Here is a 24814-nt window from a genome sequence, read left to right as displayed (position 1 = left end):
TTTTAAGTTCAAATTCCGGCCACCAGTCCAAAAGAAATCACCCTTTCCATAGGATAGGGTGAAAATGAATTTTTGTACGTATTCCTGTCTTTTCGCGACTGGTAAGGCGTCCAAAACCCTACGTTGTCGGCCTGCAGGTATGCGCTAAAGTTCTGCAGGTGTAACTTGCCGGCTGTTTTATCGGGCAGCCGGTAGTTCAGGCTCACGTTCTGTAACCGAAGGTTGGTCTTCTTATGCACGAACCTGGTGGAGGTGCGGCTGGAAGAGGTGCTGATGCCATAAAGCAACCTCGGCGTAAGTGCCAGGTCGCCCTCCTCCTGCCAGCGATCCAGCTGGTTGCGCGATTGATTCTTGTCCAGGATATAAAGTCCGTCGCTTTCAGAATTACGCCGCAGGCCGCTAAACCCGTGGCCTCCAACCGAATAATACAGCAGTGCCGAAAGCGTAAACTGGCGGTACGTAAAGTTATTGGTTATTCCGCCAAAAAAGTCAGGGTTGGTAGATCCGATAGCGACGCGGTTATCCAGGTCGAATACCTTCGTGATATTTCCCCGGAGGTCGTACCACATAGGCGCGCCATCTCTCGGATCCACCCCCGCCCAACGCACAAGATAGAGCGTGTTGGCATCTTCGCCAACACGCCTGATGGTTTCCGTTCCTAATACTTTATCGTTGTTGTTGTATAATGATATGATGCGGTTCCTGTTATGCGTGATATTAAAGTTGGTGACCCAGTGGAAATTTTTGTTGGCCACGTTAGTGCTGATCACGGTTAACTCTACCCCGGTATTGCGCACGCGGCCCATGTTCTGGAAGATCTTGGTTTCGCCGGTCGTGCGCGACACGTCTACGTTATCGATCAATCGCGAGGTGGTGTTGCGGTAACCTTCCAGTTCCACCGAAATGCGTTTCCACAAGCTCAGGTTGACACCGGTGCTGAGCATACGGGATATTTCCCAGCTGAAGGTGGGATTGGCCCCGGTGATCATCACGGCACCGGGCTGCCCGTTATACGAATACTGCTCGTCGAACGTGTACAGGCCTTTGGAAGCATAGTTGCCTACCCGGGAATTACCATTGGTGCCGTAGCTGGCTTTCAGTTTGGCAAAGTCGATAACGCCGCTGCGCCACCAGGCTTCGTTGCTTACGGTCCAGGCGGCGCCTACAGACCCGAAGTTACCCCAGGCCACATCCTTGCCGAACCGGGAGTTGCCATCGCGGCGAAAGTTCACCTGCGCAGAAAATCTTTTGTCGAAGGTGTAGTTCACCCTGCCAAAAAAGGACAGGGCACTTTCTTCTTCCACACTGCTTCCTGCCCGTTGTGTTTCCTCCGGCGCGGCAGACACCTCGCGGATATCGTCGTTCGCAAAGTTGGAGCCGGATGCCCACAGGGAATTGCGCCGACCGTCCATCGCCTCGGTACCCGCCAGGGCTTCTATCAAATGTTGCCCGAATGCCTTCGTGTAATTTAACCGGTTGATAGAAATCCAGCGCAGGTAGTTCGTTTGTGCGCGACGGGCGTAACCTTTCGGTGTGCCATCGAGGTCGATACCCGACCAGTTCTTCCTTGACTGGTACTCATCTTCGCGGATGTTATAAAAATCCAGTCCGTTGGTGCTATTGAATTGTAACCCTTCGAACAGTTGCAGGGTGGCCGACACGTTACCGTTTACGGCAAACGTGTGCTGGATATAATCATTCTGCGCAGCCTCCGCCAGCTTGTTAAAAAAACGGTAGCCGGTTACAGAATCGTACAGGGCAAAGGTGCCATCGGGGTTAAAAGCGCTGATGTTCGGGCGGTTCGTATAATAATCTGCATCGGGGTTGAACAGGTTGTTCGTATTATAGGAACCGCCCATCTTAAAAGACAGTGAAAGTCTTTTATGGACGCGCTGATCGAGGTTCATACGGACCGACAACCGTTCGTTGTCGTTGGCCAGTATGGTTTTCTTTTCTTTAAAGTAGGCGCCGGAGATGAAGTACCGGGTGCGCTCGTTGCCACCGGAAAAAGAAAGGTCATGCAACATGGTGTGGCCGGTACGAAAAAATTCATCGTACCAGTCTGTGTTCGCGTGGTCCTTGTTTAGGGGAAATGGATAATCGGCCGGGTTCAATCCTGCATTGGCGTAAGCTTCGGCGGCCAGCTCACGGTATTCATCTCCGGTCAGCACCTGGAATTTAGCGTCCGTCACCGTATTGATGCCGGTGCGGAAGCTGTAAGTAATTTTATCTTTTGATACGATGCCCTTTTTGGTGGTGATCAATATCACCCCATTGGCACCATTGGCGCCATAAATGGAGGTAGCAGCCGCATCTTTCAGTACGGTAACGCTCTGGATGTCATTCGGATTAATATAGGAAAGGGGACTGATACTCACATTTACACCAATAATCTGGTTGGTGGCGTTGCCGGTGTAAATCGGCACCCCATCGATGATCCACAAAGGGTCGTTGGATGCGAGGAACGATGCCTGTCCGCGAACACGCGTCTGGTACCTGGGGCGTGGACTGTCGGTATCGTCGCTCTGTACACCATATTGCAGCCCGGGCACCAGGCCTTCCAGCATACGATCTACCCGGTCTACCGGTTTACGTTCCAGCTGCGACGAGGTAATCACGGTCGCGCTGCCGATCTGGTTCTCCCGACGTTCGCTGAGGCCGTAACCACTCACCACCACACTCTCCAGTTCCCGCAGGTCCTGCGCCAGGGCAATGTTGACGGTGCTGCCGGTGATGGGCGTACGCTGTGTTTGCATGCCTACATAACTGAATGCCAGTTCGCTCATACCATCGTCCAGCGCCAGGGCGTACTGGCCGGCAGGATTGGTAACCGTATGGCGGGATGTGCCCGGCACCGATACGGTTACCCCTTCCAGCGGTGTACCGTCCGCTGCAGAGGTTACCTGGCCGCTGACTTTACCGGCCTTGCGTTCCTCTGCTTTTGCGAACACTACCCGCTTGCCGTTCACGACATAGGTAATGCCAAGCGTTTTCGCCAGCTCGTCGAGCACCGGTTCCAGTTTGTCGCCCTTCGCCCTGATGCTCACCAGCTTATTCAGCGGCATTACATCGGGGCTGTAGGCAAACTTTACCTTGAACCTCTTCTCGAGAGTCGATAACAGTTCGCTTAGCTTTACCGCGTTCTGTTGCGTGGCCGGCGCAGGTACCTGGGCTTGTATATACCCCGGCAACTGCATCCCTGCCATTAACAGCACGATGAGTAGCACTTTCTTCATTTACGAGACGATTGATTACAGCTATTACTTAGGTTGAATGGTATAGTGATTACCTGATTTAGTAAACTTCATATTAAGGGAGTAGCAGATCACCTGCAGCACATCTTCCAGCGGCTCCCGCTCAAATGAACCGGTGAAGCTTGCATTACCCAATTGTGTATCTGCAAAACGGATGTCGGCCTTGTAATAAGTATTGAGTACGCCAATGATGGTTTCGAGCTTTTGTTGCTCAAATACCAGGTTGCCGCTCCAATACAGTTGTTGCTCTGCCAGCCCGGCCTGCATTTCTACTGTACGGCCGTCGGCGCCGAGCGTGGCGCTCTGACCGGCTCTTACAGTTTTAGCGCCGGCCGCATTCGCCGTGGGCTCGTAACTTACGGCCCCGGTTAATACGGCCAGCTGCTCCGTAGCATCTGTTGCGTACGATTTGAGGTCAAAACTGGTACCCAGCACTTTAACAACGGAATGAGAAGTTTTTACCTTAAATGACACCTTGGGATTGGGCGTTACCTGGTAAAACACCTGCCCCTGCTGCTCAACGTTACGGTGCTCCTTACCAAATCCCGGCAGGTAGCGCAGTTTACTATTCTTGTTGAGGAGGGCGGTCGTACTATCGGGTAACACAACGGAGATCGGCTCGGCGAAGGCTTCATAAGTCTGGTATTCCTCTTTACCCGACCAGAAAAATACAGCTAAGATGGCGGCTGCAGCTGCTGCAGCTCCTGCTATGGCCAGGCGCAGGGTACGTACTTTACCGTTGGCGCCATTCATCACGACAGTTTTGCCGGGGGTAGCGGCAATCCGCGCACGGAGCTGGTTCCAGTGCTGGTTCGTGTCAATGGCGGCGGCCCAGGCAGGCACGTCCGCTTTGTAAGATTTTAGAAAGGCCTGGAAAACACGCTCGTTCTCAGCAGATGCAGCTACCCAGCTTTTTAAATTGGCCAGTGTGGCTTCGTCAGCCTCCCCGCGGAGGTAAAGGTCCAACCACTCTTGCCAAATCGGGTGTTGCGCTGAAAAGGTATTCTCCATTTTTTTGATTATTTACAGGTATGACGTACGAAAAGTAAAAAAGGAGTAAGCGGATCGAAAAAAAATTCAAATACTTTTAAAATGCGCATTTCATCCACCATTTATGCACATCTATCTTGTCGTGTTATGAAAACTCCTTAATTGAGAGTATCTTGCCAACGAGTTTGGCTTTAAATGAATAGTCCACATTTTAGAGGTAAAAGTGCATTTGATAGCGGGCCTATACAGTTATTTATTCCGATACCATTCCCTGAATGGATGATTTTGCAGCACATATCGACTCACAACGGGGCCTCCCCTGGGAGAACATCGCCGATTTTGAACATTTTTACAAGACGCATTTTGTAAAGATGGTGGTGCTATGCGCCAAAATTGCGGAGGACGAAGACTTGTCTTCCCAACTGGTACAGGAAGCCTTTTTCAAGATCTGGGAAAAACGGGGTTCCCTGAAGGAAGTAGCCAACCCGGCCGCCTATCTGTACCAGACGGTGCGGAATACGGCGCTCGACTATATGCGTAAAATGAAGCGGGAACGTGTAGGCGTCGACATCGATCCGGAAGCGCACCACCATGAAGAAGGCGATGGTAAAGACGAAATGCTCAGTTTCGTCCGGAACGCCTCCCAAAAACTCCCCGAAAAGTGCCGGGTGATCTTCGAAATGGCCTATTTTGAGGGTTTGTCTAACGCAGAAATCGCAGATTATCTTGATTTATCGCCACTTACGGTGAAAAAGCAGAAAGCCATCGGGGTGCAAAAGGTGAAAGAAATCCTGATACCGGCCATGCAAACGTTGCTGGTGTTGTTTAGTTATTTATCGAAGTAGGTGCCTGCCTGCTTTCTGCCTCCTGCCTTATCCAATCAGCATAGGCCAGCCGCTCGGCCCGGTCAGCTTCAAAAACCGCTATATTCGCCGTTTCCAATATTTTCGCTGCCTCCATTTCGGCCTGTTGCGCGTTCTTCGCAGCTTCCAACTGTTCATTCGTTTCGCTCAGGGTCGTAATGGCCTCCGTGGCGCGTTGCAACACCCCGGGGTTCAACCGTGCCTGCCCGGCAGCCTGTTTTTTCATATCGTACTCCGCCTCAGCGTCGCGCAGCCAGTTCTGTGCCTCCTGCAGTTCGGCCTGGGCCTGTTCGTAACGTGTTTTCACGTCATCCAAAGCATTCACATCTTCGGCCGTTTCCACGATCTCAATCTCCCGGAAGTATTCGACTTTTACGCTGAGGGTGATAATTTCGGCATGTTTGAGGATCACGATATCGGCGGGAATGATGTAATCGTCCGTTTCGCCCACCTCATCGAACTTCCTGCGGGAGGCGCCGTACAATACGATGTAATCCAGCTCGCCGGCGTTGCTTAACTCGAACGAATCTACGTTGCCTGTATAAATATAACACCCGTCCTCCAGCTTCACCACCGCCTGTACGGTACACGTATCTATCTCCGGCCGGGCCTCCCCCTCCACCCTGTTTTCTTTAAATAAGGTCGATTCGCCCCGCAGAAAGTAAAACCACTGGTTACTGAATCGCAGGAACTGAAAATAATGATCGAGATGTAAACGGCGGATGCCTAACCTTACCGCATAACCGAAGATCCCCGCCAATACGATCAGGATGGCGTTATAACTTAATATCGGAACGATGTGCCCTCCGAGTTTACCAAATTCCCTTGCACTTTCCTGGCTGTTGAACAATATCCGGCCAAGACTATGAAAATCAACCGTATAACCCCAGGGTTGTACACGATTTACCAGGCCGGCGAACAGCAATTGAAAGAGAATACCGGGAATAATAGCCCAGATGAAGTCGTCGAAAGCAGAGGATTTGGATAATTTTTTGGATAGCGGCCCAAAGTAATAGGCGTTGCGGAAAGATATCCCGGGTATGACCAAAAGGAATAATAAGAGGGTTCCAATAGCAATGTTCATTCGGGAAACGGAGTTATTTGGCTACAGGCAATAAGCGGGCGCGCCCTCCGCGGTGATCGATAATATCGAGGACGCCGGTGCTTTTATAGCGGATGAACTCGAACTGCTCCTTTTCTTTTTCTGAAGCACGTACATACTTCATAAAGATGGAGAGCAGCCGGCGATCGGACCTGATTTCTTTCATTAAAGGACTGTTGTTGCCTTTCATGCGACCGGAGTTTAATTAATACAAAAATAACTAATTTATTGGATGCCTGTACATCTTCTTACATAAAATACGCCAGGCTGATTACTAACAAGTTACAAAAAAAAGGCCGCCCATCCAGGAGCGGCCCTTCCTTCTGCTTATAAATTATCGGCTTAGTTATTACCTTGTCCACCAGGGCCGCCCTGACCGCGACGCTCTCTCATCTTCTGCTGCTCTTCCTGGTATTTTTTGTACTGCTCTTCTGTCAGCACCGCTTTAATTTTCTCGTTCTGCGCTTCCCTGTTTTTCTGCATGGTTTCGCGATCGGGACGCTGGCCGCTCTGGAATATTTTGTCCATCTCCTTGTTATTGTTCAGGAGAATCGTGTCTAATTTGGTAACCTGGTCTTGCGTGAGTGACAGTTGCTCTTTCATTCTGTCGAGCTGCATTTTAGTTCTTTCTTCCGCAGTGCGGCGTTGGCCGCCCGGACCTTGTGCGCTGGCTGTTGTAACGAAACCGGCGATCAGCAGGCCGAGGAATAACATGATCTTGTTTTTCATCTTGTTGATTGTTTTTAGAAAAATGGATTAAACTATGGTTTGTGATTTGAATGTGTACTATCAGGCCGCTCGCCCTTGTCGCGGCGGTACGGGCCGCTCATCTTCCTTATCACCTGGTTTACCAGTGAGTCGAAACGTGGCCGCTGCTCGTCCGTACAAAGCCCCCTCACCTGCTGGAAGTGACGGAAAATTTGCATATCTATCGACTTCTGCCGGTATGCAATCGTGTCGCCATAACGGTTCACGACAGAATCGGCTACCCCGTCCAGGTACAACTGCTGGTAAAAACTGTCCTTCGCGGTACGCATTGCCATAAAGGAAGGTTTCATTTTTTCCCAGTGTTGCTCACGCAAATGATTATACGTATCCATCTGCTGTTTGCTAAAGCCTACTTCTTTTTCCAGGATCACGGCTACATCGTAACCGCCCCTGCCTTTGCCTTGCTTTTGCGGCGGCTGCGGCTTCAGGAAAACGAAGAAAACAAGCATCGCCACATTGGTGGCCAGCAGGATGACTACCAGGATACCGAGTATCCTGCTCTTAGTTGGCATCGTCATCAGGGCTCTGTTTTTTCATCTTCATAAAAAGTAACCACACCCAGGCTATACTCCTCTGCAAAAGCCTGCAGCGCTACCTGGTCCTGCCTGGCAGGTGCGGTATACCATTGTTTCAGCATCGTGGCGCCGTTGATCAGCAGTATCACCGCTATACCGGTAATGGCTACTGACGGGCGCGACATAAACCCGGCCAGGCGCTCCAGTAAACCGGGGCGCTCCTGCTGCATACGGGCTTGTAAACGCGTATAAAAGAAGTCGCCGGGCGTGGCCCGCTCACTTCCATCCATACTGTTCAGTACGGCATCTATCTCCTGCTCAATGTCTTTTCTCTTTCTCATACGGTACATATTTATTAGACGACAATCCGGGGAAAAACCTCCGCAGAATTTTCAACTTCTGTAATATTTTTCCAGCTGCTCCCGCAAGTTGGCCTTCGCACGATGCATGAGCCCCTCTACGGACGCCAGGCTGATTTCCAGCACGGCCGCAATCTCTTTGGCACTTAACCCTTCCAGCTTATGTAATACAAATACTGCCTTTTGATTTTCGGGCAGGCGGGCCATGGCACCAAACAACAACGCTGATCGCTCTTTATTGGCTAACGCTACACCCGGGTGGTGAAAGTCGGCAGGTTCCACCAAAGGTTCGTCGTTTAAACCGAACAGGCTGGTAATCTTTGCCCAGCGCTTTTTGCGGTTCTTTTTACGCAGATGGTCCAACGATTTGGTAACAGCTATACGGTAGAGCCAGGTGCTTACCTGCGCATCTCCCTTAAACGACGATATCGACTCAAAAGCCTGCATAAATACTTCCTGGGTCACATCTTCCGCATCTTGTGCATTTTGAAGGATACCAATAGCCGTATTGTACACCATGTCCTTACAGGTGTCCACCACGTTTTTGAAAGCAGCTGCATCGCCCTGCTTCAGATTTTCTATCAGACCCGTCAAATAGTGAAGTTGAACTTTTCTACTGCGACAGCGCCGCCCCCGTTACGGGAGCGGCTTGCCGGCTTTATGATCTTTTGCCGAAGTTTTTCAGCTTGTAAGTAAATGTAAGCATAAAATACTGGCGTAACACCATGGTGCTCACGTCCTCTATCACGTTACCATCCACCGTACGGCTGATCGCGCGGTTCTGGTTCAGGAGGTCAAATACGCTCAGTCGCAGCTCGCCTTTTTGTTCCTTCAGGAACTTCTTGCCCACACTGGCATTCCACAGCCAGTAAGATTGGTTGTAGCCGTCGGCCAACCCACTGTAATACTGGTTATTCAAGTCACTTGACAGGAACCAGCCGTTTTTGCTCAGCAGGTTCAGGCGCGCACTGGCTACATGGGAAAAGTAGTTATAATTCTGCGAAGGCTGCACGCTATTCTTCACCACGTTGTAGTTACCGGTGTACGATACCGTGTAGTCAATGTACTCACTCACATTGCTCGACAGCACCACACCACCGCTGTAGTTATAATTATCGGTCATGCTGGTTACCTGGTTAATGATGCCCGGTACATGCGAGTAGCTGATACCACCATTCACGTTCAGGTTCGTTTTGAGCGCCTTCAGCAGGATGCCATAGTTCAGGAAACCATTCAGGCTCCAGTAACCATCCAGGTTAACGGGTTTGGTTAACTGCGAACCGCGTTTCAGCGTATCGTTACTTACCACCAGTGAATCCCGGCCGCGCACCACGTACGTCGCGTTGGCCACATAGTCCTGGGTTTTCTGGAAGAACACGTTGGCTACAAAGCTGGAGCCGTTAGTGGTATTAGTGAAGTTATAACGGGTATTGAGGGTATTGGAATACTGCTGGTTCAGGTCCGGGTTACCGGTTGTCCAGAACAGCGGGTTATTTACATTGTATACGCCCTGCAACTGCGTGATGGAAGGCTGCGTGGTATTAGCGCGGTAGAACAAACGTACGCTGTTACGGTCGTTGAACTTCCAGCGCACCATCGCATTGGGCAGCACGTTGGTAAAGTTTTTACGGGTACGGGGTGTCATCGGGAAGGTTTGGTCGCCGTTCAGTTCTGAGTACTGATAGTTGGTGCCGACAGACAACATCTTGTCGCGATCGCCCAAACGATAGCTAACGCCACCACTCTGGGTCATGTAAGTATTGGAATATACGTTAGACAGCGTGGTGTCAAACTGCGAATATTTACTTTCCACATCGTCGAACAGGTAAGCCCTTTGGTCAGCGTTCGTTTTGGAGTAAGACGGGTTATAGCTGAACTGCAACTGTCCTTTTTGTCCCACTGGCTCGGTGTACGACACATTAGCCGACAACTGGTAGCCATCGCTCTTAGGAAGTGTGTGACGATCACTGGAATCGGACGGTTGTGCTACGTTGTTGGAAACATTAGTAGTGTATACCTGCTGATACGTTTCACCGTCACGTTTATTGAAACCAGTCGTTACACCCAGCGTAATCGTACGGCCGCGTTTTGCAAACGCATGGCGGTACAAAATATTATTGTTGAAGTTGAAACCTTTGTTTTCGTTAGCGCGCCTGTTGTAAGTAAGCGAGTATGCCTTTACCGGGTCGTAGCCGAGCGAACCTTCATTTAAGGTGTTGCTGCTGTTATCCTGGAAACTGATGTTCGGCGTAATGAACAACGTGTTCATCGAGTCGATCTTATATTCCAGTCGCAGGTTGATGCGATGGTTGTAGTTTTTGCTGTTGCTTTGTGCCGTTTCTTTATAGTAGGTAGAGGTGTCTGCACTCAGGATCGTTTGCCTGTCGGTGTTGGTCAGGTTTTCGTTGATGCTGTTGTTGAAGAAGTAGCTGCCCGTCACCTGCAACTTCTTGCCCCAGTTATCGGTAAAGTTGATGCCGAAGGAGTTGGTTTTGTTGTTACCGCTGGAGTTACCCACCATAAAGTTGCCGGCATTGCCGCCACCCCAGCCGCCTGCGCCGCCGCCGCCAAAGCCACCACGACCGCCACCGCCGCCACGACCACCGCCGCCGCGGCCACCACCAAATCCGCCGCCACCACCGGTAACGCCGAGAATGTCTTGCATAGAGAAGTTCTGCTGGTTGATGTTGTTAGCCATCCCGATAATGGAAATACGGCGGTCGCCGTTGAAGATGTTGAGGTTACCACCTGCGCTGTAACGATCATCCGTACCGTAACCGGCAAACACCTTACCGAACTGCGAAGCCCGCATGCTGCCATTGGTGACGATGTTGATCGTTTTCATAGAGTTACCGTCGTCGAATCCGGTGAACTGTGCCTGGTCGCTCAGTTTATCGAACACCTCAATTTTGCTGATCACTTCTGCCGGCAGGTTACGCAGGGCAAGTGTTGCATCTTCCCCGAAATACTCCTTACCGTCCAGCAACACCTTACGTACATTTTCGCCATGTGCCTTTACCGTACCGTTTTCTACCGTAATGCCCGGCATCTTGGTCACCAGGTCTTCGCCCGATGCATCCGGATTAGTTTTAAAAGCCGCTGCATTATACTGTGTGGTATCACCCTTTTGCTGTGCTGGTGGTACCTGGCCTTTCACGGTTACAGCCTTCAGGTCGCGGGCGCCCTCTATCATGTATTGCACACCCATATCAGCCGAGGCTGGCTCCAGCATGAATGCCTTGCTGTACTCGCTGAACCCGATAGACGTAACGGTAAGTAATACGAGCTGCGGCTTCATGCCTTTTATTTCGAAAGAACCGTTTCTGTCGGTTACCGCGTTAAATTTATAAGTGGAGTCCTGGGGAGAGGTAACCCGCACCGTAGCGCCGCGTACCGGGGCCTCGCCGGCCTTGTTCTTAAAAGTGCCCTTCAGTATGAGGTCCTGCGCCTGTGCGCCCAGTGCCAGTAAGGTAAAAACGATGATCGCCGTTATCTGCCGCATAAAATTTGTTGGTGTTCGTTTGTTATTATGTATTGGACGATAATGCTTTTAAAAACCTTCGCTGCTTTCGATATTTATTTTTTAGCCATATATGCCTTTGGAATTGATGGCGCGTAGTGCTATCTTTGTTGCCTTAGTTCTTTAATTTTCTCTTCCACAGTGAGGTAAGCGGTGAAAGCCGCTTTTAATAAGGAACCGTGTGTAAATCACGGGCTGTCGCGCAACTGTAAGTAACATACCTGAGTTGTTGCCTGAAACAAGTTCCATTGTGCCATTCCATAAGGCATGAGAAGGACGGCAATAACGTTACAAGCCAGGATACTTGCCCTACTGTTCAAGACCAATGCTTTCGCGCAATGAAGCATAGTCAGGACCCAATTTCCCAAGCACAGGCCATGCCATTTTGTGCCTGACAGGGAAACCTGTGTCCCCTATCTCACTTCCGAAAGCATACCGAAAACTGAAGGAACATTATTTCATAATGTTTAAATGTTTTATGCGTATGCTCAAGAACAACCTCGGCTACCCGCGTGTGGGGGCCAACAGGCAACTGAAAAAAGCCTGTGAACAATACTGGCAGCAAAAGATCACTGCCGGTGAACTGATCCAAACCGCCCGACTGCTCCAGGAAGAACACTGGAACCTTCAGCAGGCCGCGGGCATCGACCTCATTCCCTGCAACGACTTCAGCTTTTATGACCAGGTGCTCGACGCCAGCCTGCTCGTGGGTAATATCCCGCAGCGCTATGCGGCCGTGGTTACAGACGTAAAAGGCAACACGGAGCTTGACCTGTACTTCGCCATGGCGCGGGGTTACCAGCAAAACGGGCTGGACGTAAAGGCCATGGAAATGACCAAGTGGTTCGATACGAACTACCATTACATTGTGCCGGAGTTCACGGCCAAACAGGAATTTCGCCTCTTTTCCCAAAAGCTGTTCGCGGAGTTCAGCGGCGCCAAACACGCGTTAGGCCGCGTGCCTAAACCGGTATTGATCGGCCCTGTGTCGTACCTCCTGCTGGGCAAGGAAAAAGAAGCCGGCTTCCAGCGTATTGACCTGATCCGCAAACTTGTACCCGTGTACATCGAAGCCCTGCAACGTTTGCAGTCGCTCGGCGCCGAATGGGTGCAGCTGGACGAGCCCTTCCTGGCCATGGACCTCGCCGACAAAGACCGCCAGGCTTACGAGTGGGCTTACAAAGAGATCCGCAAGGCCTGCAAAGGATTAAAGCTGCTCGTCGCCACTTACTTCGGTGACCTGCGCGAAAACCTGCCACTGGCGGTAAACCTGCCTGTATGTGCCCTGCACCTCGACCTGGTACGGGCACCGCAACAGCTGGCAGCCGCGCTCCCACTACTACCTCCACAGCTCACGCTTTCACTGGGCGTGGTAGATGGCCGTAACATCTGGAAAAACAATTACGATGCATCACTCGCACTCATTCAACAAGCGGTAGCCGCTATTGGTACCGATCGGGTAATGATCGCGCCGAGCTGCTCGTTACTCCACACCCCCTTCGACCTGGAGGCAGAAACGGCGATACAACCAGGAATCAAAAACTGGATGGCCTTCGCCAAACAGAAGCTGCAGGAGGTAAAGGAACTGCACGCCATCGCGCACGGCGCCACCGAACTGCTCGCCCCTAACCAGGCCGCCATTGCAGCACGCAGCACGTCTCCGCTCATTCACCAGGCAGCCGTAAAAGCCAGGACAGCCGCCATCGGCCCTAAAGATGATCAACGCGCGAGCGAGTTCCGCGTACGGCAGGAGTTACAAAAACAGCGCTTTAAACTGCCGCTGTTCCCGACTACGACGATCGGTTCCTTCCCGCAAACAGACGACATCCGCCAGTTGCGTGCGCGCCTGAAGAAAGGTGAACTCTCCACTGCGGAATACGATGCGGAAATAGAAAAAGCCACCATCAACGTGATCCGCGTGCAGGAAGAGATCGGGCTGGACGTACTCGTGCATGGCGAGTTTGAGCGGAACGACATGGTGGAATACTTCGGCGAACTGCTGAACGGCTTCCTGTTCACTAAAAACGGGTGGGTACAAAGTTACGGCAGCCGTTGTGTGAAGCCGCCGGTGATATACGGCGATGTAAGCCGTACGGCCGACATGACCGTGCGCTGGAGCCGCTTTGCGCAGGAGCAAACAAGCAAACCGATGAAGGGCATGCTCACGGGGCCGGTAACGATCCTGCAATGGTCTTTTGTGCGCGACGATCAGCCACGTTCCGAAACCACGTTCCAGATTGCACTGGCTATCCGCGATGAAGTGGTGGCGCTGGAAAAGGCGGGCATTCATATCATACAGATAGACGAGCCTGCGATTCGCGAAGGGTTGCCGTTGCGGAAACAGGACCAGCCAACGTATCTCGACTGGGCCGTGAAAGCGTTCCGTATATCGGCCAGTGGTGTGAAGGATGATACGCAGGTGCACACGCACATGTGTTACAGCGACTTTAACGACATCATCGAACACATTGCCGCAATGGATGCCGATGTGATCACGATCGAAACGTCGCGTTCGCAGATGGAACTATTGGATGCCTTTGCCGGCTTCCGCTACCCGAACGAGATCGGGCCTGGTGTGTACGACATTCACTCGCCCCGCGTACCGGGTGTGGAAGAGATGGCCGCATTGCTGGAAAAAGCGGCGCAGTTGTTGCCGATACAAAACGTGTGGGTAAACCCCGACTGCGGACTTAAAACCCGCAAGTGGCCTGAAACCAAAGCCGCCCTCATCAACATGGTGCAGGCTGCTGCCAAGGCGAGGGAAGTGGTAAAACAACAAGTAACCATCTAAATATCCGGCCGCATTGCTAAATTGCAGTGCGGCCTTTTTATGAAAACAACAGCTAAACAATCCAGCCCAAGGTTTAATGCCCCGCTCATGAGCTGGGACATTTTCATTTCCTATTACCATCGCAACCTGAAACTGGGCAGTGATGTACAGGAGCTGGACAAGCTCGCTGCGGATCAAAACTGGCACCTGAGGTGGGATTTTGCCCAGGCGCTGCTCCGGGACAACAAACTGGTGATCGTAACTGACCCCGAACGCCAGATTTTATTCATAAGCAGTAACTTGTGGGAGATTACAGGGTATAGTGCGGACGCGGTGTTGCATCAACAACTGAAACAGTTCCGGAATAAAGACAGCGACGCCTCGATGATCGAGCAGATGACCCGGGCCATCGCGGCACAGCAGCCATTCGAGACCGAGTTTACCGTACACTCGCAAACCGGCCGCCCCTTCCCTACCCGGTTAGAAAGCTTTCCGTTGATGAATCAACAGGGCGAACTGGTGAATTATATTATTTTCTTAAAAGCGCTTTAGATGCCGTGTCACGAAACCAAATACTGCCAGCGATGTAATGCTCCCTTTGAATGTAAAGTGGGCAACATCCTCCAATGCCAGTGTAACGGGATCGAGCTGAATGCGGAGATGCGCGAACACATCGCCGGCGCCTATACGGAATGCCTGTGCCGCAAGTGCCTGCTGGATATTCAGCAGGAGTACCGCAATAAGCCGCTGAAGGAAAAACTGCTCCGCCTCTTCTCTTTTCGTAGAAGCCGCTAAAGACGCACGCCGCCTTTCCCCACAGCCGTGCGCTTCACATTACCTACTTGTATACCACGTAAAATAACGGTGTCACTTAAGCCGCCTTCTTCTCTGCAGCCGTACGCTTCGACATTACATACTTTTATACCACACGGTGTCATCGCGACTTATGCCGCCTTCTTCTCCGCAGCCGTACTTTTCGACATCACGTATTTGTACACGACATACAGTAACGGTATCATCGCGATCATACTTGCTATGATCACATACCCCATGATATCGAACCGCTCCAGGTGCCCGTCCGGCTGGCGGATCACGATCATACCGGCGATGAGCGCGGCGATGCCGCCAGATACCTGTTGCACGGAAGAGTTCACGGCCATAAACGCACCGCGGTCCTTCATTTCGGGGACCGCAGTCATGAGCGCACTGCCGGAGATCATGCGGGAAGAAACGCCGATCATCATAAGGGCGTTGATGATGATCACCACCCAGATAGGAGTGATACTGAGATGCGTGTATACACCGACCATGATCATGGCCAGGATAGAACCGCCCACGAATACTTTGAACTTACCGACCTTATCGGCCAGTTTGCCCAATAAAGGCCCGGCAATAAGCGTACAGCAGCCAACTGCCATATAAATGAGAAACTGATCTTCGAAAGGAATGCCCACATTATGCACGGTGAAATCGCTGCCCAGCGGCATGAGCATAAAACCGCCCGTCGCCATGAGCATCGTGGCGGTAAAAGCGCGCAGGTATGCCGGCTGTTTGATGACGCTGAACAGGTGCGCCATCGGGTTACGGTCGCGGGTAGCCTGCTGCAGTTGCAGGTGTGCATTTACCGGTTTTAGTTTGATGGCGATGATAATGCCCACCGGAATGCATATGCCTACGATCAGCAGGAACGGCGCATGCCAGTTGAACATCGACGCCAGTTTAATCCCTACGGGGATGCCCATGATCTGGCTGACAGAAAAAGCCATTTGCACGAAGCCCATCACCCGTCCGCGTACTTGTAGCGGAAACAGATCGGTGATAATGGCGAAAGAGATAGACGCCAGCACCCCACCGAATACGCCGGTGAAGATACGGGCTGCGAGGATCGTGGCGTACGTGGGGGCCAAACCGCAGAACAGCGTGCCGAGTACAAAGCCGCTGTAAAAGAACAGCAACAACTTCTTACGATCGAACTTATCGGCGAAGCTGGCCGACAGGAACCCGGATATACCGGCGCTGATGGCGTAGGCAGATACCACGGTCGTGAACTGGTGGGGCGTAAGGCCCATGTATCGTTTATCCATCAGCAGCGTGCCCAGTGGCGACATCACCATAAAATCGAGTACGACGGTGAACTGCAGGAAAGCAAGAATCGTAATCACAAAAACCTGGTAAGGGGTAAAAACCCGCTGTTTGATCTCCTTTGTATTTTCCATGTAAATAGCTGCGCAATGAATGTTTAACGGGGAAAGGGACAAATATAAACGAACAGGCACTTACTTCCTGCACAGGAGGCGATTTTAACCCTATTTTAATTTGACGAATAGCGAAAACAGCCGCCGAAGTGAGTGACACAACGGCGGCTGAAAAGGGTTACCAAAGTGGGTAAAAGAATGGCTTGAGAATGCAAGTATAACCTTAGTATCAGCGCCGCTGCGGCAAATGTGACGAAGCACAAAGATGGAGGGACAAAAAAGGCCGGTGCGTATGTGGCACCGGCCTTTAGGATTAATTCCAGTTGAATATCGTATTGAGTATAAACCCGTTGTTATGCTGGTAAACGTCTGATCCGCTTACCGGGCGGGCCTGCTGCACGATCTGGCTAAGGAAGCCGGCCTCCACGCTGAAGCGTTTGTTGAGGCGGTAACCTGCCATGATGCCTACACGGTTCTGGTCAAAGATGTTGTTGAGTATTTGTCCGCCGAAACCGATGAACAACTCATCGTACACGCTGGCGTAGATCGTATTATCCGTCATCGTCGGGTTATTCAGCGCAATTTGTGTGCGGAACTGGTAACGCACCCTTTGCAGGAACTGCCAGTCCGTGATTTCGCGTTTATCTTCCGCAGGCACCGAGGCATCAAGTAAACCCAGCCAGCGCTGCTCGTACCGGAAGCGGTGATTAAACGCCACACGCCCATGTACATCATTGATCACCAGCTGCTCATAAATACGGTGCTCCGGGAACGGCTGCGCCGCGGCAGGCGGATAATCACCATAAGGGAACGTTTCGATCCAGCCATAACCGGCCAGCACGCTGATGTCTTTCGTGAGGTTGCGCTGCACGCCTACCCGGAATAAACTCTGCTGCCAGTTTTTGACCAGGTGTGTGCGACGCCACTGGTATTCGCCCAACACCGACCATTTATCGTTCACCTTTACGGTGTGAAAGGTATTGTACCACCCGATCGTACTATGCGTGGTGAGCCTGGTCTGCGCCTGCGCGTCTTCACCGGCAAACACCGCGACCAGCGAAGCGATGGCGTATTTACATCCTGATATGATCTTCTTCATAACGCTGCTTTTGTTAATTCGCAAAAATAGCGCTTAGCCGTTAAACTTTTTAAATACCACGATACCATTGTGGCCACCGAACCCGAAGGTATCGCTCATCGCTACATCCACTTTAGCCTCTACCGCCTTGTTGATCACGATGTTCAGCCCTGCCGGCAAAGCGGGATCAGGCGTGTGTACGTTAATGGTAGGCGGTATAATAGAGTGACGGATGGCCATCACGCTGGCAATCGCTTCGATGGCGCCGGCGGCACCCAAAAGGTGACCAGTCATTGACTTGGTGGCACTTATCTGCAGGTGAGTAGGCGCGTCGCCAAACAGCCTTGTAATCGCTTTGATTTCGCTCAAATCACCCACTGGTGTAGAAGTAGCATGTGCATTCAGGTACTGAACATCGGTCGGCTTGAGATCTGCATCTTTCAGTGCGAACTCCATGGCTTTGGCAGCACCGAGTCCTTCGGGATGCGTGGCCGTCATATGATATGCGTCGGCAGTCATGGATGCGCCGGCTACTTCTGCGTAGATCTTAGCGCCCCTGGCTTTCGCATGTTCGTATTCTTCCAGCACCAATGCGCCGGCGCCCTCTCCCATGACGAACCCGTCGCGGTCGGCATCGAAAGGCCGGCAGGCGGAGGTGGGATCGTCGTTGCGGGTCGACATCGCTTTCATGGCACAGAAGCCGCCAATGGAAGCTTCGGTGATGGGTGCTTCGGAACCGCCGGTCACGATCACTTTCGCCTTACCCAAACGGATATAGTTGAGTGCATCCATGATAGCGGTGTTAGACGTTGAACAAGCCGATACGGTGGTATAATTGATGCCCATGAGGCCATACTTCATCGAGATCATGCCGGAAGCCATGTTGGCGATCAGCTTGGGTACAAAGAACGGGCTGAAGCGCGGTACGAAGTCGCCCTGCACATATTCTTTCACCTGTTCCTCAAAGGTTTGCATGCCACCCTGGCCCGAGCCCCATATCACGCCGATATCGAAAGGATCCATGGCAGCAATGTCGAGGTTAGCGTCCTTCATGGCCTGATCGGCCGCTACCAGTGCATATTGGGTAAAGAGGTCGGTACGTTTGATCTCGTTGCGGTCCAGGATGCCTTCGGGCGAAAAGCCTTTCAGCTCGCAGGCAATCTGGGTGCGGAATGCGGAAGCATTAAATCGGGTAATGGTTGCAGCCCCGCTTTTACCAGCCACCAGGCTGTCCCAAAACGAGGCTACATCGTTGCCGATGGGTGTAAGGGCACCCATCCCTGTTATCACTACTCTTTTCATGATAGAAGATTTACCACTTGTATTTTGCAAGTGAACTGCAAATGTAACGAAAAACCACTCTATATTTGCAAGTAGTGAAAAAAGTAAAAGATATGCGGTCTGCCTGTCCGTTAAATTTCGGACTGGAAATATTCGGGGACAAGTGGACCCTGCTGATCGTGCGCGACCTGCTGTTATTCGGTAAACGGCATTTTAACGAGATATTATCTTCGGAAGAAGGCATTTCCACTAACATTCTTACAGACCGACTCGCTATGCTGGAAGCGGAGAAAATCATCCAGAAAGGAAAAGACCCGGAACACCGCCAGCGGGTAGTGTACAACCTTACGCAAAAGGGCCTGGACCTGCTGCCTGTTATACTCGCTATCGGCGACTGGAGCGGCAGGTATTCGCCAGGCGTGCGCGAACGACTGGAGGTGGTGCATAAGATCGTGGCGAAACAGCAGCAATAAACCTCTTATCGCCGTTAAAGGCATCCCGAAACTTAAAGAGATGCGGCTGTCTCAAAAGTAATTCGTATCCGTTTTATTCGGGTACCTGAGGGAGAGATTTTTCGTTTACGCGAATCTCATGACCATCAAACTATTTTTGAGACAGCCGCTTTTTATTTACGCTAACTTTTCCAGCTTCTCTACCATCTCCGTGAGCTGCTTACGCCACTTCACGGCGGCGGTTTTCTTCGTTACCGACAACGCATCTAACAAAAACCGCAGGTGCGGCCTTATCACATAAGCATTACTCTTGCGGATGCGCTGTGCCCAGCAACGCGTGTAAGCCTCGAGCATTTTCGTATACGCCGCCTCACTGCCACCGGTGGGCGACAACACGTACCAGCACAGGTCGATGTCTGCCAGCAATATTGGGTGGTCGGCGGTGCGTTTGTATGCTGGCAGGTTTTCCAGTGTGGACAGGCGGCTTTTCAGCGATTCCTGTATCACCTCCAGCCCCGGTACGTAATACACTTCCTTCTGTTGCCCGTGCCGGCCTTCTACTTCGGCTCCCCATTTACGGCTGCCTGTCAGCATTTGCAGCAGCAGTTCCATTTCCACCAATGGCACGATGGCTGCTTCTGCATTCGCATTGTTGTGTAAGGACCAGGCCTTGTAATAGTAGTAAGCTGCATCTTCATACAACCGTAGTTTAGCCGCCTGCACGCGTTCGGACTGCCCGCCCTTCAGCATCGCCTTAAAGCGGGTGGCCGTACCCAGGAGTAAATACCGTTCCACCGTAGCGCCTAAACGCAGCAGGCCCGATAAGTCTTCCGTCACTTCGTCCAATATACGTAACGCGTCCTTCGCGTCCCCTGCCGACTCGGCGTGATCATAGATGCATTTTTGTATACGCACCCGGCTGTAACGCTCCATGGCAGCGACGGAGAACGAAGTATCCTCCATCTTCACCAACATATCATACTTGGCGATCGCCGCTTCGTATTCCATCAACTCACTGTAAATAAACGCTTCCCTTTCGGTGATTTCTGCGGTACGAACATCTGCCGCATCTACCGCTGTATCGATCTGCAACATTTCTGCTTTTACCTTTTCTGCGTTGGCGATACCGGTCTCCAGGCTATTGGCAAGGTTCGATAATGCCACCACTGCTTCTTCCGGGATAGCAAAGGAAAGCGGTGCATGTGTAAACGCTTCGTGACTCGTAAGGATGCGGTAGAACGGATCACCATAACATTGGTAAGCGCCCCAGGTATTGGTATGCCCGAACTCTTCGAACACCTTACTGCGCGCCGCCCGTATCGCATCGCCGAACGTTTGCCCTTCGAACATGCGGTTGTAGAATATCTCCGTAAACTTCAGCGCCGCCGCATCATCTACCGCCCAACCGGCTACGATGACTGCTTTCACACCGTTCTCGATCAACTGTGTACCAATGTTGGCAGCCAGTTTGTAACGGTAGCGGAACAACTCCTCGGTAGCGGCATCTGTTTTACCCAGGTAACAACAGTTCACAAACACCAGTTCCGGTGCGGCGCTCATTTGTCCGACCTCGCGGGTGGAGAGGTAGGTATCATACCCGATGAGCATACCTGATCCCTGGCCAGGATCTTCGTTAAACACACCGTGGCCTGCGAGGTGAATGATTTTGTACTCGCTGCTGAACATAGCTTCAATGATCGCAGAGGCCGAGCTGTTGATCAGGTCTTTTACTTCATACCCATTGTTGACGAGCTGCTCGGCCACCATGCGTCCTTCTTCCTGCGCGCCGCGTAGTTGTGCCACGAAGCCGCGTAAGTCCGGGTCGCCGATTACCAGGGCCTGGTTGTTGGTCACCGCGGTGATGCGCGTCTCGGAATCCTGTGTGGCCAGTTGCCGCACCATGCCGCCGTTTACGCAGAGCGGTTGTGCATTCGCTACGCTGTCCTGCAACAGCTCCCATGGATAAGCTGCGGTTGTTTTATCGAGGATCCACATGATGTGGCCCTGCTTTTTCAGCAGCTCTTTAAAGTCGTTCGGGATCAGCAGTTCGAATATCGACTTGGCCAGCGATGGCGTCCAGTTATTGTTTTCAGAAATCTCGTCTACCAGCTGTTCAATAATCTGCCTTGTCGTAAGCAGGAAGCGCTGCTCCTGCCGCGAGCCATCGGTGGCTACGGTGAACTGCAGACTGCGGATGGTTGCGCTTTCGACCAGGTGTTCTTTTAGCGCTACGGTGATGCGCGTCCACCAGCCGGAAGACGGATCGGCCGCGATACGTTGCATGTAACCAGGCTTCAGCTGTACTTTTTGTTCGGACAGGTTGATGTTCACCAGACGGTCGTTGTCGTTCTGCACATTCCGCACGGCGTAGTAGGTACTCAGCGCCCTGTCTTCATACTGCTCCACGAACTCGAAATGTTCTATCAGTCGGGCATCACCTTCGTACAGGCGGCTGATCTTCGCGTTGGCATTGGCCACGCCACGAAGGATGGCTTTCACGGACTCCTGTACGGACAGCCCCCCGTACCCACATCCAATCACCAATGAGGACAAACCCACTTGCTTCAGCTTCTGGGCCGGACTACTCCCCTGCGGCCCGCGTGTGTTCAGGTCCAGCAAATAGCGCGACACGGCCTGTTCCACGGTTTGCGCCAGTTGATAGGCCGTGAGTTTATTCATCTCTCCCAAGCCCACGATAATAGCGCCTTTAAAGCTCTGCTCAGAAGTGATCACAATTTCACTGCTTCCGATCTTACCCGGGTATAAACCCAATGCATGCCGTTGTGTGAGCGCACCTTTCAGGTTCGCATTCACAGCTTCCTCGGCATACAGGATGCCATCTCCCTGGAAGTGGCCTGCCAGCAGCGGGAATGAAGCATATCGCAGATCGCCTTTCGATACGGTAACTTCCACCGGCACCTGCACCAGCTGCGTCGTTTCTTCTTTCTCGATGCCCATGAGGGTATTCATGATGCCTGTCGGTGACAGGTCAAAGTCGTAACGGTCTGGCATGCGAAACACTTTCTCATCGCCGCGCACAATAGGCCGGTTGCGGCTTAACAGGTTCGTAACGCCCGTACTTAGAATATCCTCGATCGCACGGAAAATGCTTTTATCGCAGGACAGGCCACCGTGGGTCACGTTCGCATAATACACGGTATTGGCTTCCACCATTTTTTTAGGGATGCCGCTGTCCCAGGTTACGCTCTGGTCACCTTCGGCGGTACTGAGGAACACCAGGCGTTTACCTTTGCTCGTATCGTCGATGCGGTAGCCGCTGGGCGTGGCTTTGTCCTTACCCGCGATGTACACGGCATTAGTAAAGTCGATCAGCGGCATCTGCTCATTGATGTAATTGCGGTAGGCTGCAAACACTTTACGGTCGGCCGCCGACGGGATAGGCCACTCTTTATCGCCATACGCCGCACGCATCTCTTCCCACACCGACTCCTGTTCGAAATCGTTATCGCTGTCGGTGTTCAGCGGCAGCAGGCTGAGGATGCCCGGCAGTTGCGCAAACACTTTCAGCAGTTGTTTCTTCGAGTGGAAGATATCTACCTTGTTCAGTTTCTCGATAATCGCATCTTCCCCGAACAACACCGCCGGTATGCGGAACGATCCGCCCAGCGGCGCTCCCAGGAACAACAGCCGGAACCCTGCGGAAGCATTCAGCTCCCGCCACGTATCCGGGAAGCTGATAATGAAGTCGCGCACCAGCACACCACCCATCGAGTGCGCCACCAGTTTGATCGGCTGCCTGTATTTCAGCAACTCATTGATCTTGTCATTGAACAGGCTCGCCGATTCGTTCAGCTGCAAACGCCAGTCAAACGCGAAGGTCACCACATCGTACTGCTTCTCCAGCTGCCTGGCCAGGTCGAGGTACGACGTGCGCACCAGCGAATGTGCTTTGATGTTTTCGCCTTTTATATTCAGCCGCTTCAGTTGTCCGGATACCATACCGAAGTAGTTGATCCAGATCAAAATATCATCCTGCGAAAGATTGGTACCCATAATGCCCGGCAGGATCACCGCAATAGGCCGGCTGCCGGATACTTTGTCTTTGTATACTTGCCCGCCTTCGAGGCCCAGCGCTGCATTACGCTCTTCGGCCGCCAGGGCGGTCTGACCGCGTAACGCGAAGCCATCCAGGGCCACGTTCGGTTGTGCCTGTAAGGCCATCAGCAACTTCTGCCGGGTACGGTCGTTCTTAAAATAGCTGAAGTGGTCTACGTCGGTACCTTCATCGAAGAACACCTGCACCAAGCCACTGCGCACGGGTGTTTTGTACATACTTTCCGTATCCACGATCAGGTCGTTCTTCTTCAGGAAAAACAACTTACTCGCGATCACCAGTAAGGCTTTCAGGTTGAACTTCGCCTTACAGTTACCAGCGATGATCGTGAGCGGTGTATCCACCACTACTCCACTCACCGGGTGGTTCAGCACCTCGATGAAGGGCGACTGCCGGTTCATGGCTTCGAGTCCGGGCAAAGTATTCACATCATTCTTTGCACTGATCACATTCGAGATGAGCCCCTTAAACGCTAGGTACACCGGGCTGCCCGCCCAGGCCGTACCGATGCCGACAATATTGAACAACATGTTCAGCACATTATCCAGCCGCCTGGAGGCCAGCGTAGTGCCGTCGGCCGGGCAGGCGGACCTGATGAACTTTTCTACGGTGATCTGTTTGTTCGACAATTCCATTTGCAGCGCCGCGATCATTTGCAGGTCGTGGTTACGATCGTTCTCATCGCGCAGGCGCTGCAGGTTCTGCTCGGTGAAGCCGCGTGCGTGATCGTCTGTGGTACAGAAGCGGCAAAGGATGTCGCCGATCAACCCGCCGCGCGACTGGCTCATGAGATGCAGCGTAGCGCGTTGCGGTAATGCCTGTACCAATTGCAACGCATTCAGCAACGGGCTTTTCGTGAGCGATTCGTGCTGAAAGGCCAGCAGGTTATCGCCATAGGTTTGCCGCAGGTGTGCCCATACCTCCGTGCCCTGCAGGTCGCCGAAGGATCGTTTGGTGGAAGACGCCGTGCCGTGCAGGAAAATGAAGTAAGGCTTATCGGGATTCGCCTGTTCGAAAGGCAGGAACTTAAACTCATCGTCGAGGCGGTAAAGGCCGCTGAAATTCTCCAGCTGCTTACGTTCCAGGTCGGCTGCGAGGTCTTTCACCACTACCGTCACCTTCTTTTTGGAGAACACGTTCACCAGTTTGATGAGCACCTTGCCGAACAGGCCGCGTTCTGCCCCCGGCGCACTGATGCCGACCGGCAGTTCGAACATTTCGCTGCTGGTGCCACGTGCCTGGAGGGCCACTTCCGGGAATACCTCGTCGAGTGTATCCGGCCCGCAGATCCACGTGGTTTCATCTTCGAAGATCAGCTCCACCACATCATCCGGATCGAGCGGTACTTGTTGTTGCGAGGCCACACCGCGCATAGGTCCGCTGACGGCGATCGATTTTTTGAGGGTAAGCAATTCACCCGACGGCGTGGCGGTAGATGTATTGGTTTGATCGTAACCTTTTACGACGATACTGGTAACTTTCATCTGTTGAGAATTTAGATGACAGGAGATTTGAGGTTATGAAATAGTATGACAAACGGGAATATGTCTTTACATGATTTTTGGGGGATTATATGAAAACTAAGTTAGCAA

18 protein-coding genes and 1 riboswitch are annotated in these 24814 nt (G+C 52.2%); of the genes, 5 read left to right on the top strand and 13 right to left on the bottom strand.

Annotated features, from left to right (window positions below; all coding sequences use genetic code 11):
• Window positions 1–8: 8 nt before the first annotated feature.
• Together MKQ68_RS04605 and MKQ68_RS04600 are read right to left on the bottom strand one after the other, a co-directional pair.
• Window positions 9–3236 carry a SusC/RagA family TonB-linked outer membrane protein gene (locus tag MKQ68_RS04605; RefSeq protein ID WP_264282273.1) on the bottom strand — a complete coding sequence of 1076 codons (3228 nt, stop codon included), beginning with the start codon at window positions 3234–3236 and terminating at the stop codon, window positions 9–11.
• Between the two features lie 24 nt (window positions 3237–3260).
• Window positions 3261–4265 (bottom strand): FecR family protein, encoded by a 1005-nt coding sequence (locus tag MKQ68_RS04600; protein WP_264282272.1) that lies wholly within the window; start codon window positions 4263–4265, stop codon window positions 3261–3263.
• 254 nt (window positions 4266–4519) lie between these two features.
• Here MKQ68_RS04600 and MKQ68_RS04595 point away from each other — a divergent pair, with 254 nt between their 5' ends.
• Window positions 4520–5089 (top strand): RNA polymerase sigma factor, encoded by a 570-nt coding sequence (locus MKQ68_RS04595; protein ID WP_244841368.1) that lies wholly within the window; start codon window positions 4520–4522, stop codon window positions 5087–5089.
• On the opposite strand, the gene MKQ68_RS04590 is transcribed toward MKQ68_RS04595, so the two are convergent.
• The 7 genes from MKQ68_RS04590 to MKQ68_RS04560 form a co-directional block, all read right to left on the bottom strand.
• Window positions 5070–6191, bottom strand: coding sequence for a hypothetical protein (locus MKQ68_RS04590; protein WP_264282271.1), 1122 nt, complete (start codon window positions 6189–6191; stop codon window positions 5070–5072). The two genes, MKQ68_RS04595 and MKQ68_RS04590, sit on opposite strands and share 20 nt — an antisense overlap.
• A gap of 13 nt (window positions 6192–6204) precedes the next feature.
• A complete protein-coding gene (locus MKQ68_RS04585; RefSeq protein ID WP_244841370.1) occupies window positions 6205–6399 on the bottom strand; it encodes a hypothetical protein in 195 nt (64 codons plus the stop codon).
• A 152-nt stretch (window positions 6400–6551) separates the two neighbouring features.
• Entirely contained in the window at window positions 6552–6938 is a 387-nt protein-coding gene (locus MKQ68_RS04580; protein ID WP_244841371.1) for a DUF4890 domain-containing protein, read from the bottom strand.
• Between the two features lie 32 nt (window positions 6939–6970).
• Window positions 6971–7495 carry a hypothetical protein gene (locus tag MKQ68_RS04575; RefSeq protein ID WP_264282270.1) on the bottom strand — a complete coding sequence of 175 codons (525 nt, stop codon included), beginning with the start codon at window positions 7493–7495 and terminating at the stop codon, window positions 6971–6973.
• The gene (locus MKQ68_RS04570) at window positions 7495–7833 is read right to left on the bottom strand and encodes a hypothetical protein (protein WP_264282269.1); all 339 of its coding nucleotides are present in this window, start codon (window positions 7831–7833) and stop codon (window positions 7495–7497) included. Before MKQ68_RS04570 ends, MKQ68_RS04575 begins: the two co-directional genes overlap by 1 nt.
• Window positions 7834–7884: 51 nt before the next feature.
• Window positions 7885–8445, bottom strand: coding sequence for an RNA polymerase sigma factor (locus tag MKQ68_RS04565; RefSeq protein ID WP_264282268.1), 561 nt, complete (start codon window positions 8443–8445; stop codon window positions 7885–7887).
• A gap of 64 nt (window positions 8446–8509) precedes the next feature.
• Window positions 8510–11353, bottom strand: a complete 2844-nt coding sequence (locus MKQ68_RS04560) for a TonB-dependent receptor (protein ID WP_264282267.1) — start codon at window positions 11351–11353, stop codon at window positions 8510–8512.
• A gap of 145 nt (window positions 11354–11498) precedes the next feature.
• Window positions 11499–11697, top strand: a riboswitch (cobalamin riboswitch).
• A gap of 158 nt (window positions 11698–11855) precedes the next feature.
• On the opposite strand from MKQ68_RS04560, the gene metE reads away from it, so the two are divergent.
• Genes metE through MKQ68_RS04545 form a run of 3 tightly spaced genes read left to right on the top strand, consistent with a single transcriptional unit; the run spans window position 11856 to window position 14936 of the window.
• Window positions 11856–14162, top strand: a complete 2307-nt coding sequence (gene metE / locus MKQ68_RS04555; protein ID WP_264282266.1) for a 5-methyltetrahydropteroyltriglutamate--homocysteine S-methyltransferase — start codon at window positions 11856–11858, stop codon at window positions 14160–14162.
• A gap of 39 nt (window positions 14163–14201) precedes the next feature.
• Window positions 14202–14693 carry a PAS domain-containing protein gene (locus MKQ68_RS04550; RefSeq protein WP_264282265.1) on the top strand — a complete coding sequence of 164 codons (492 nt, stop codon included), beginning with the start codon at window positions 14202–14204 and terminating at the stop codon, window positions 14691–14693.
• The gene (locus MKQ68_RS04545) at window positions 14694–14936 is read left to right on the top strand and encodes a cysteine-rich CWC family protein (RefSeq protein ID WP_264282264.1); all 243 of its coding nucleotides are present in this window, start codon (window positions 14694–14696) and stop codon (window positions 14934–14936) included.
• A 149-nt stretch (window positions 14937–15085) separates the two neighbouring features.
• On the opposite strand, the gene MKQ68_RS04540 is transcribed toward MKQ68_RS04545, so the two are convergent.
• The 3 genes from MKQ68_RS04540 to fabF all read right to left on the bottom strand — a co-directional run bounded on the left by MKQ68_RS04540 (window position 15086) and on the right by fabF (window position 18716).
• Window positions 15086–16357 carry an MFS transporter gene (locus MKQ68_RS04540; RefSeq protein WP_255861158.1) on the bottom strand — a complete coding sequence of 424 codons (1272 nt, stop codon included), beginning with the start codon at window positions 16355–16357 and terminating at the stop codon, window positions 15086–15088.
• Window positions 16358–16649: 292 nt separating this feature from the next.
• On the bottom strand, window positions 16650–17435 hold the full coding sequence (locus tag MKQ68_RS04535) for a DUF2490 domain-containing protein (protein ID WP_264282263.1): 786 nt from the start codon (window positions 17433–17435) through the stop codon (window positions 16650–16652).
• 33 nt (window positions 17436–17468) lie between these two features.
• Complete coding sequence (gene fabF / locus MKQ68_RS04530) at window positions 17469–18716, bottom strand: beta-ketoacyl-ACP synthase II (protein ID WP_264282262.1); 1248 nt, start codon at window positions 18714–18716, stop codon at window positions 17469–17471.
• Between the two features lie 74 nt (window positions 18717–18790).
• Between fabF and MKQ68_RS04525 the strand changes: the two genes are divergently transcribed.
• Window positions 18791–19168 (top strand): winged helix-turn-helix transcriptional regulator, encoded by a 378-nt coding sequence (locus MKQ68_RS04525; RefSeq protein WP_264283633.1) that lies wholly within the window; start codon window positions 18791–18793, stop codon window positions 19166–19168.
• 156 nt (window positions 19169–19324) lie between these two features.
• Here MKQ68_RS04525 and MKQ68_RS04520 read toward each other — a convergent pair whose 3' ends face one another.
• Complete coding sequence (locus MKQ68_RS04520; RefSeq protein ID WP_264282261.1) at window positions 19325–24706, bottom strand: DUF7379 domain-containing protein; 5382 nt, start codon at window positions 24704–24706, stop codon at window positions 19325–19327.
• Window positions 24707–24814 lie beyond the last annotated feature (108 nt).

Source organism: Chitinophaga horti (genome assembly GCF_022867795.2).
Classification (GTDB): Bacteria; Bacteroidota; Bacteroidia; order Chitinophagales; family Chitinophagaceae; genus Chitinophaga; species Chitinophaga horti.
This window is presented reverse-complemented; position numbering and strand designations above follow the sequence as displayed.

Excerpts from the sequence above, each read along its gene's own strand:
- MKQ68_RS04605 (WP_264282273.1), bottom strand. The coding sequence starts at position 3,236 with ATGAAGAAAGTGCTACTCATCGTGCTGTTAATGGCAGGGATGCAGTTG.
- MKQ68_RS04600 (WP_264282272.1), bottom strand. The coding sequence starts at position 4,265 with ATGGAGAATACCTTTTCAGCGCAACACCCGATTTGGCAAGAGTGGTTG.
- MKQ68_RS04595 (WP_244841368.1), top strand. The coding sequence starts at position 4,520 with ATGGATGATTTTGCAGCACATATCGACTCACAACGGGGCCTCCCCTGG.
- MKQ68_RS04590 (WP_264282271.1), bottom strand. The coding sequence starts at position 6,191 with ATGAACATTGCTATTGGAACCCTCTTATTATTCCTTTTGGTCATACCC.
- MKQ68_RS04585 (WP_244841370.1), bottom strand. The coding sequence starts at position 6,399 with ATGAAAGGCAACAACAGTCCTTTAATGAAAGAAATCAGGTCCGATCGC.
- MKQ68_RS04580 (WP_244841371.1), bottom strand. The coding sequence starts at position 6,938 with ATGAAAAACAAGATCATGTTATTCCTCGGCCTGCTGATCGCCGGTTTC.
- MKQ68_RS04575 (WP_264282270.1), bottom strand. The coding sequence starts at position 7,495 with ATGACGATGCCAACTAAGAGCAGGATACTCGGTATCCTGGTAGTCATC.
- MKQ68_RS04570 (WP_264282269.1), bottom strand. The coding sequence starts at position 7,833 with ATGAGAAAGAGAAAAGACATTGAGCAGGAGATAGATGCCGTACTGAAC.
- MKQ68_RS04560 (WP_264282267.1), bottom strand. The coding sequence starts at position 11,353 with ATGCGGCAGATAACGGCGATCATCGTTTTTACCTTACTGGCACTGGGC.
- metE (WP_264282266.1), top strand. The coding sequence starts at position 11,856 with ATGCTCAAGAACAACCTCGGCTACCCGCGTGTGGGGGCCAACAGGCAA.
- MKQ68_RS04550 (WP_264282265.1), top strand. The coding sequence starts at position 14,202 with ATGAAAACAACAGCTAAACAATCCAGCCCAAGGTTTAATGCCCCGCTC.
- MKQ68_RS04545 (WP_264282264.1), top strand. The coding sequence starts at position 14,694 with ATGCCGTGTCACGAAACCAAATACTGCCAGCGATGTAATGCTCCCTTT.
- MKQ68_RS04540 (WP_255861158.1), bottom strand. The coding sequence starts at position 16,357 with ATGGAAAATACAAAGGAGATCAAACAGCGGGTTTTTACCCCTTACCAG.
- MKQ68_RS04535 (WP_264282263.1), bottom strand. The coding sequence starts at position 17,435 with ATGAAGAAGATCATATCAGGATGTAAATACGCCATCGCTTCGCTGGTC.
- fabF (WP_264282262.1), bottom strand. The coding sequence starts at position 18,716 with ATGAAAAGAGTAGTGATAACAGGGATGGGTGCCCTTACACCCATCGGC.
- MKQ68_RS04520 (WP_264282261.1), bottom strand. The coding sequence starts at position 24,706 with ATGAAAGTTACCAGTATCGTCGTAAAAGGTTACGATCAAACCAATACA.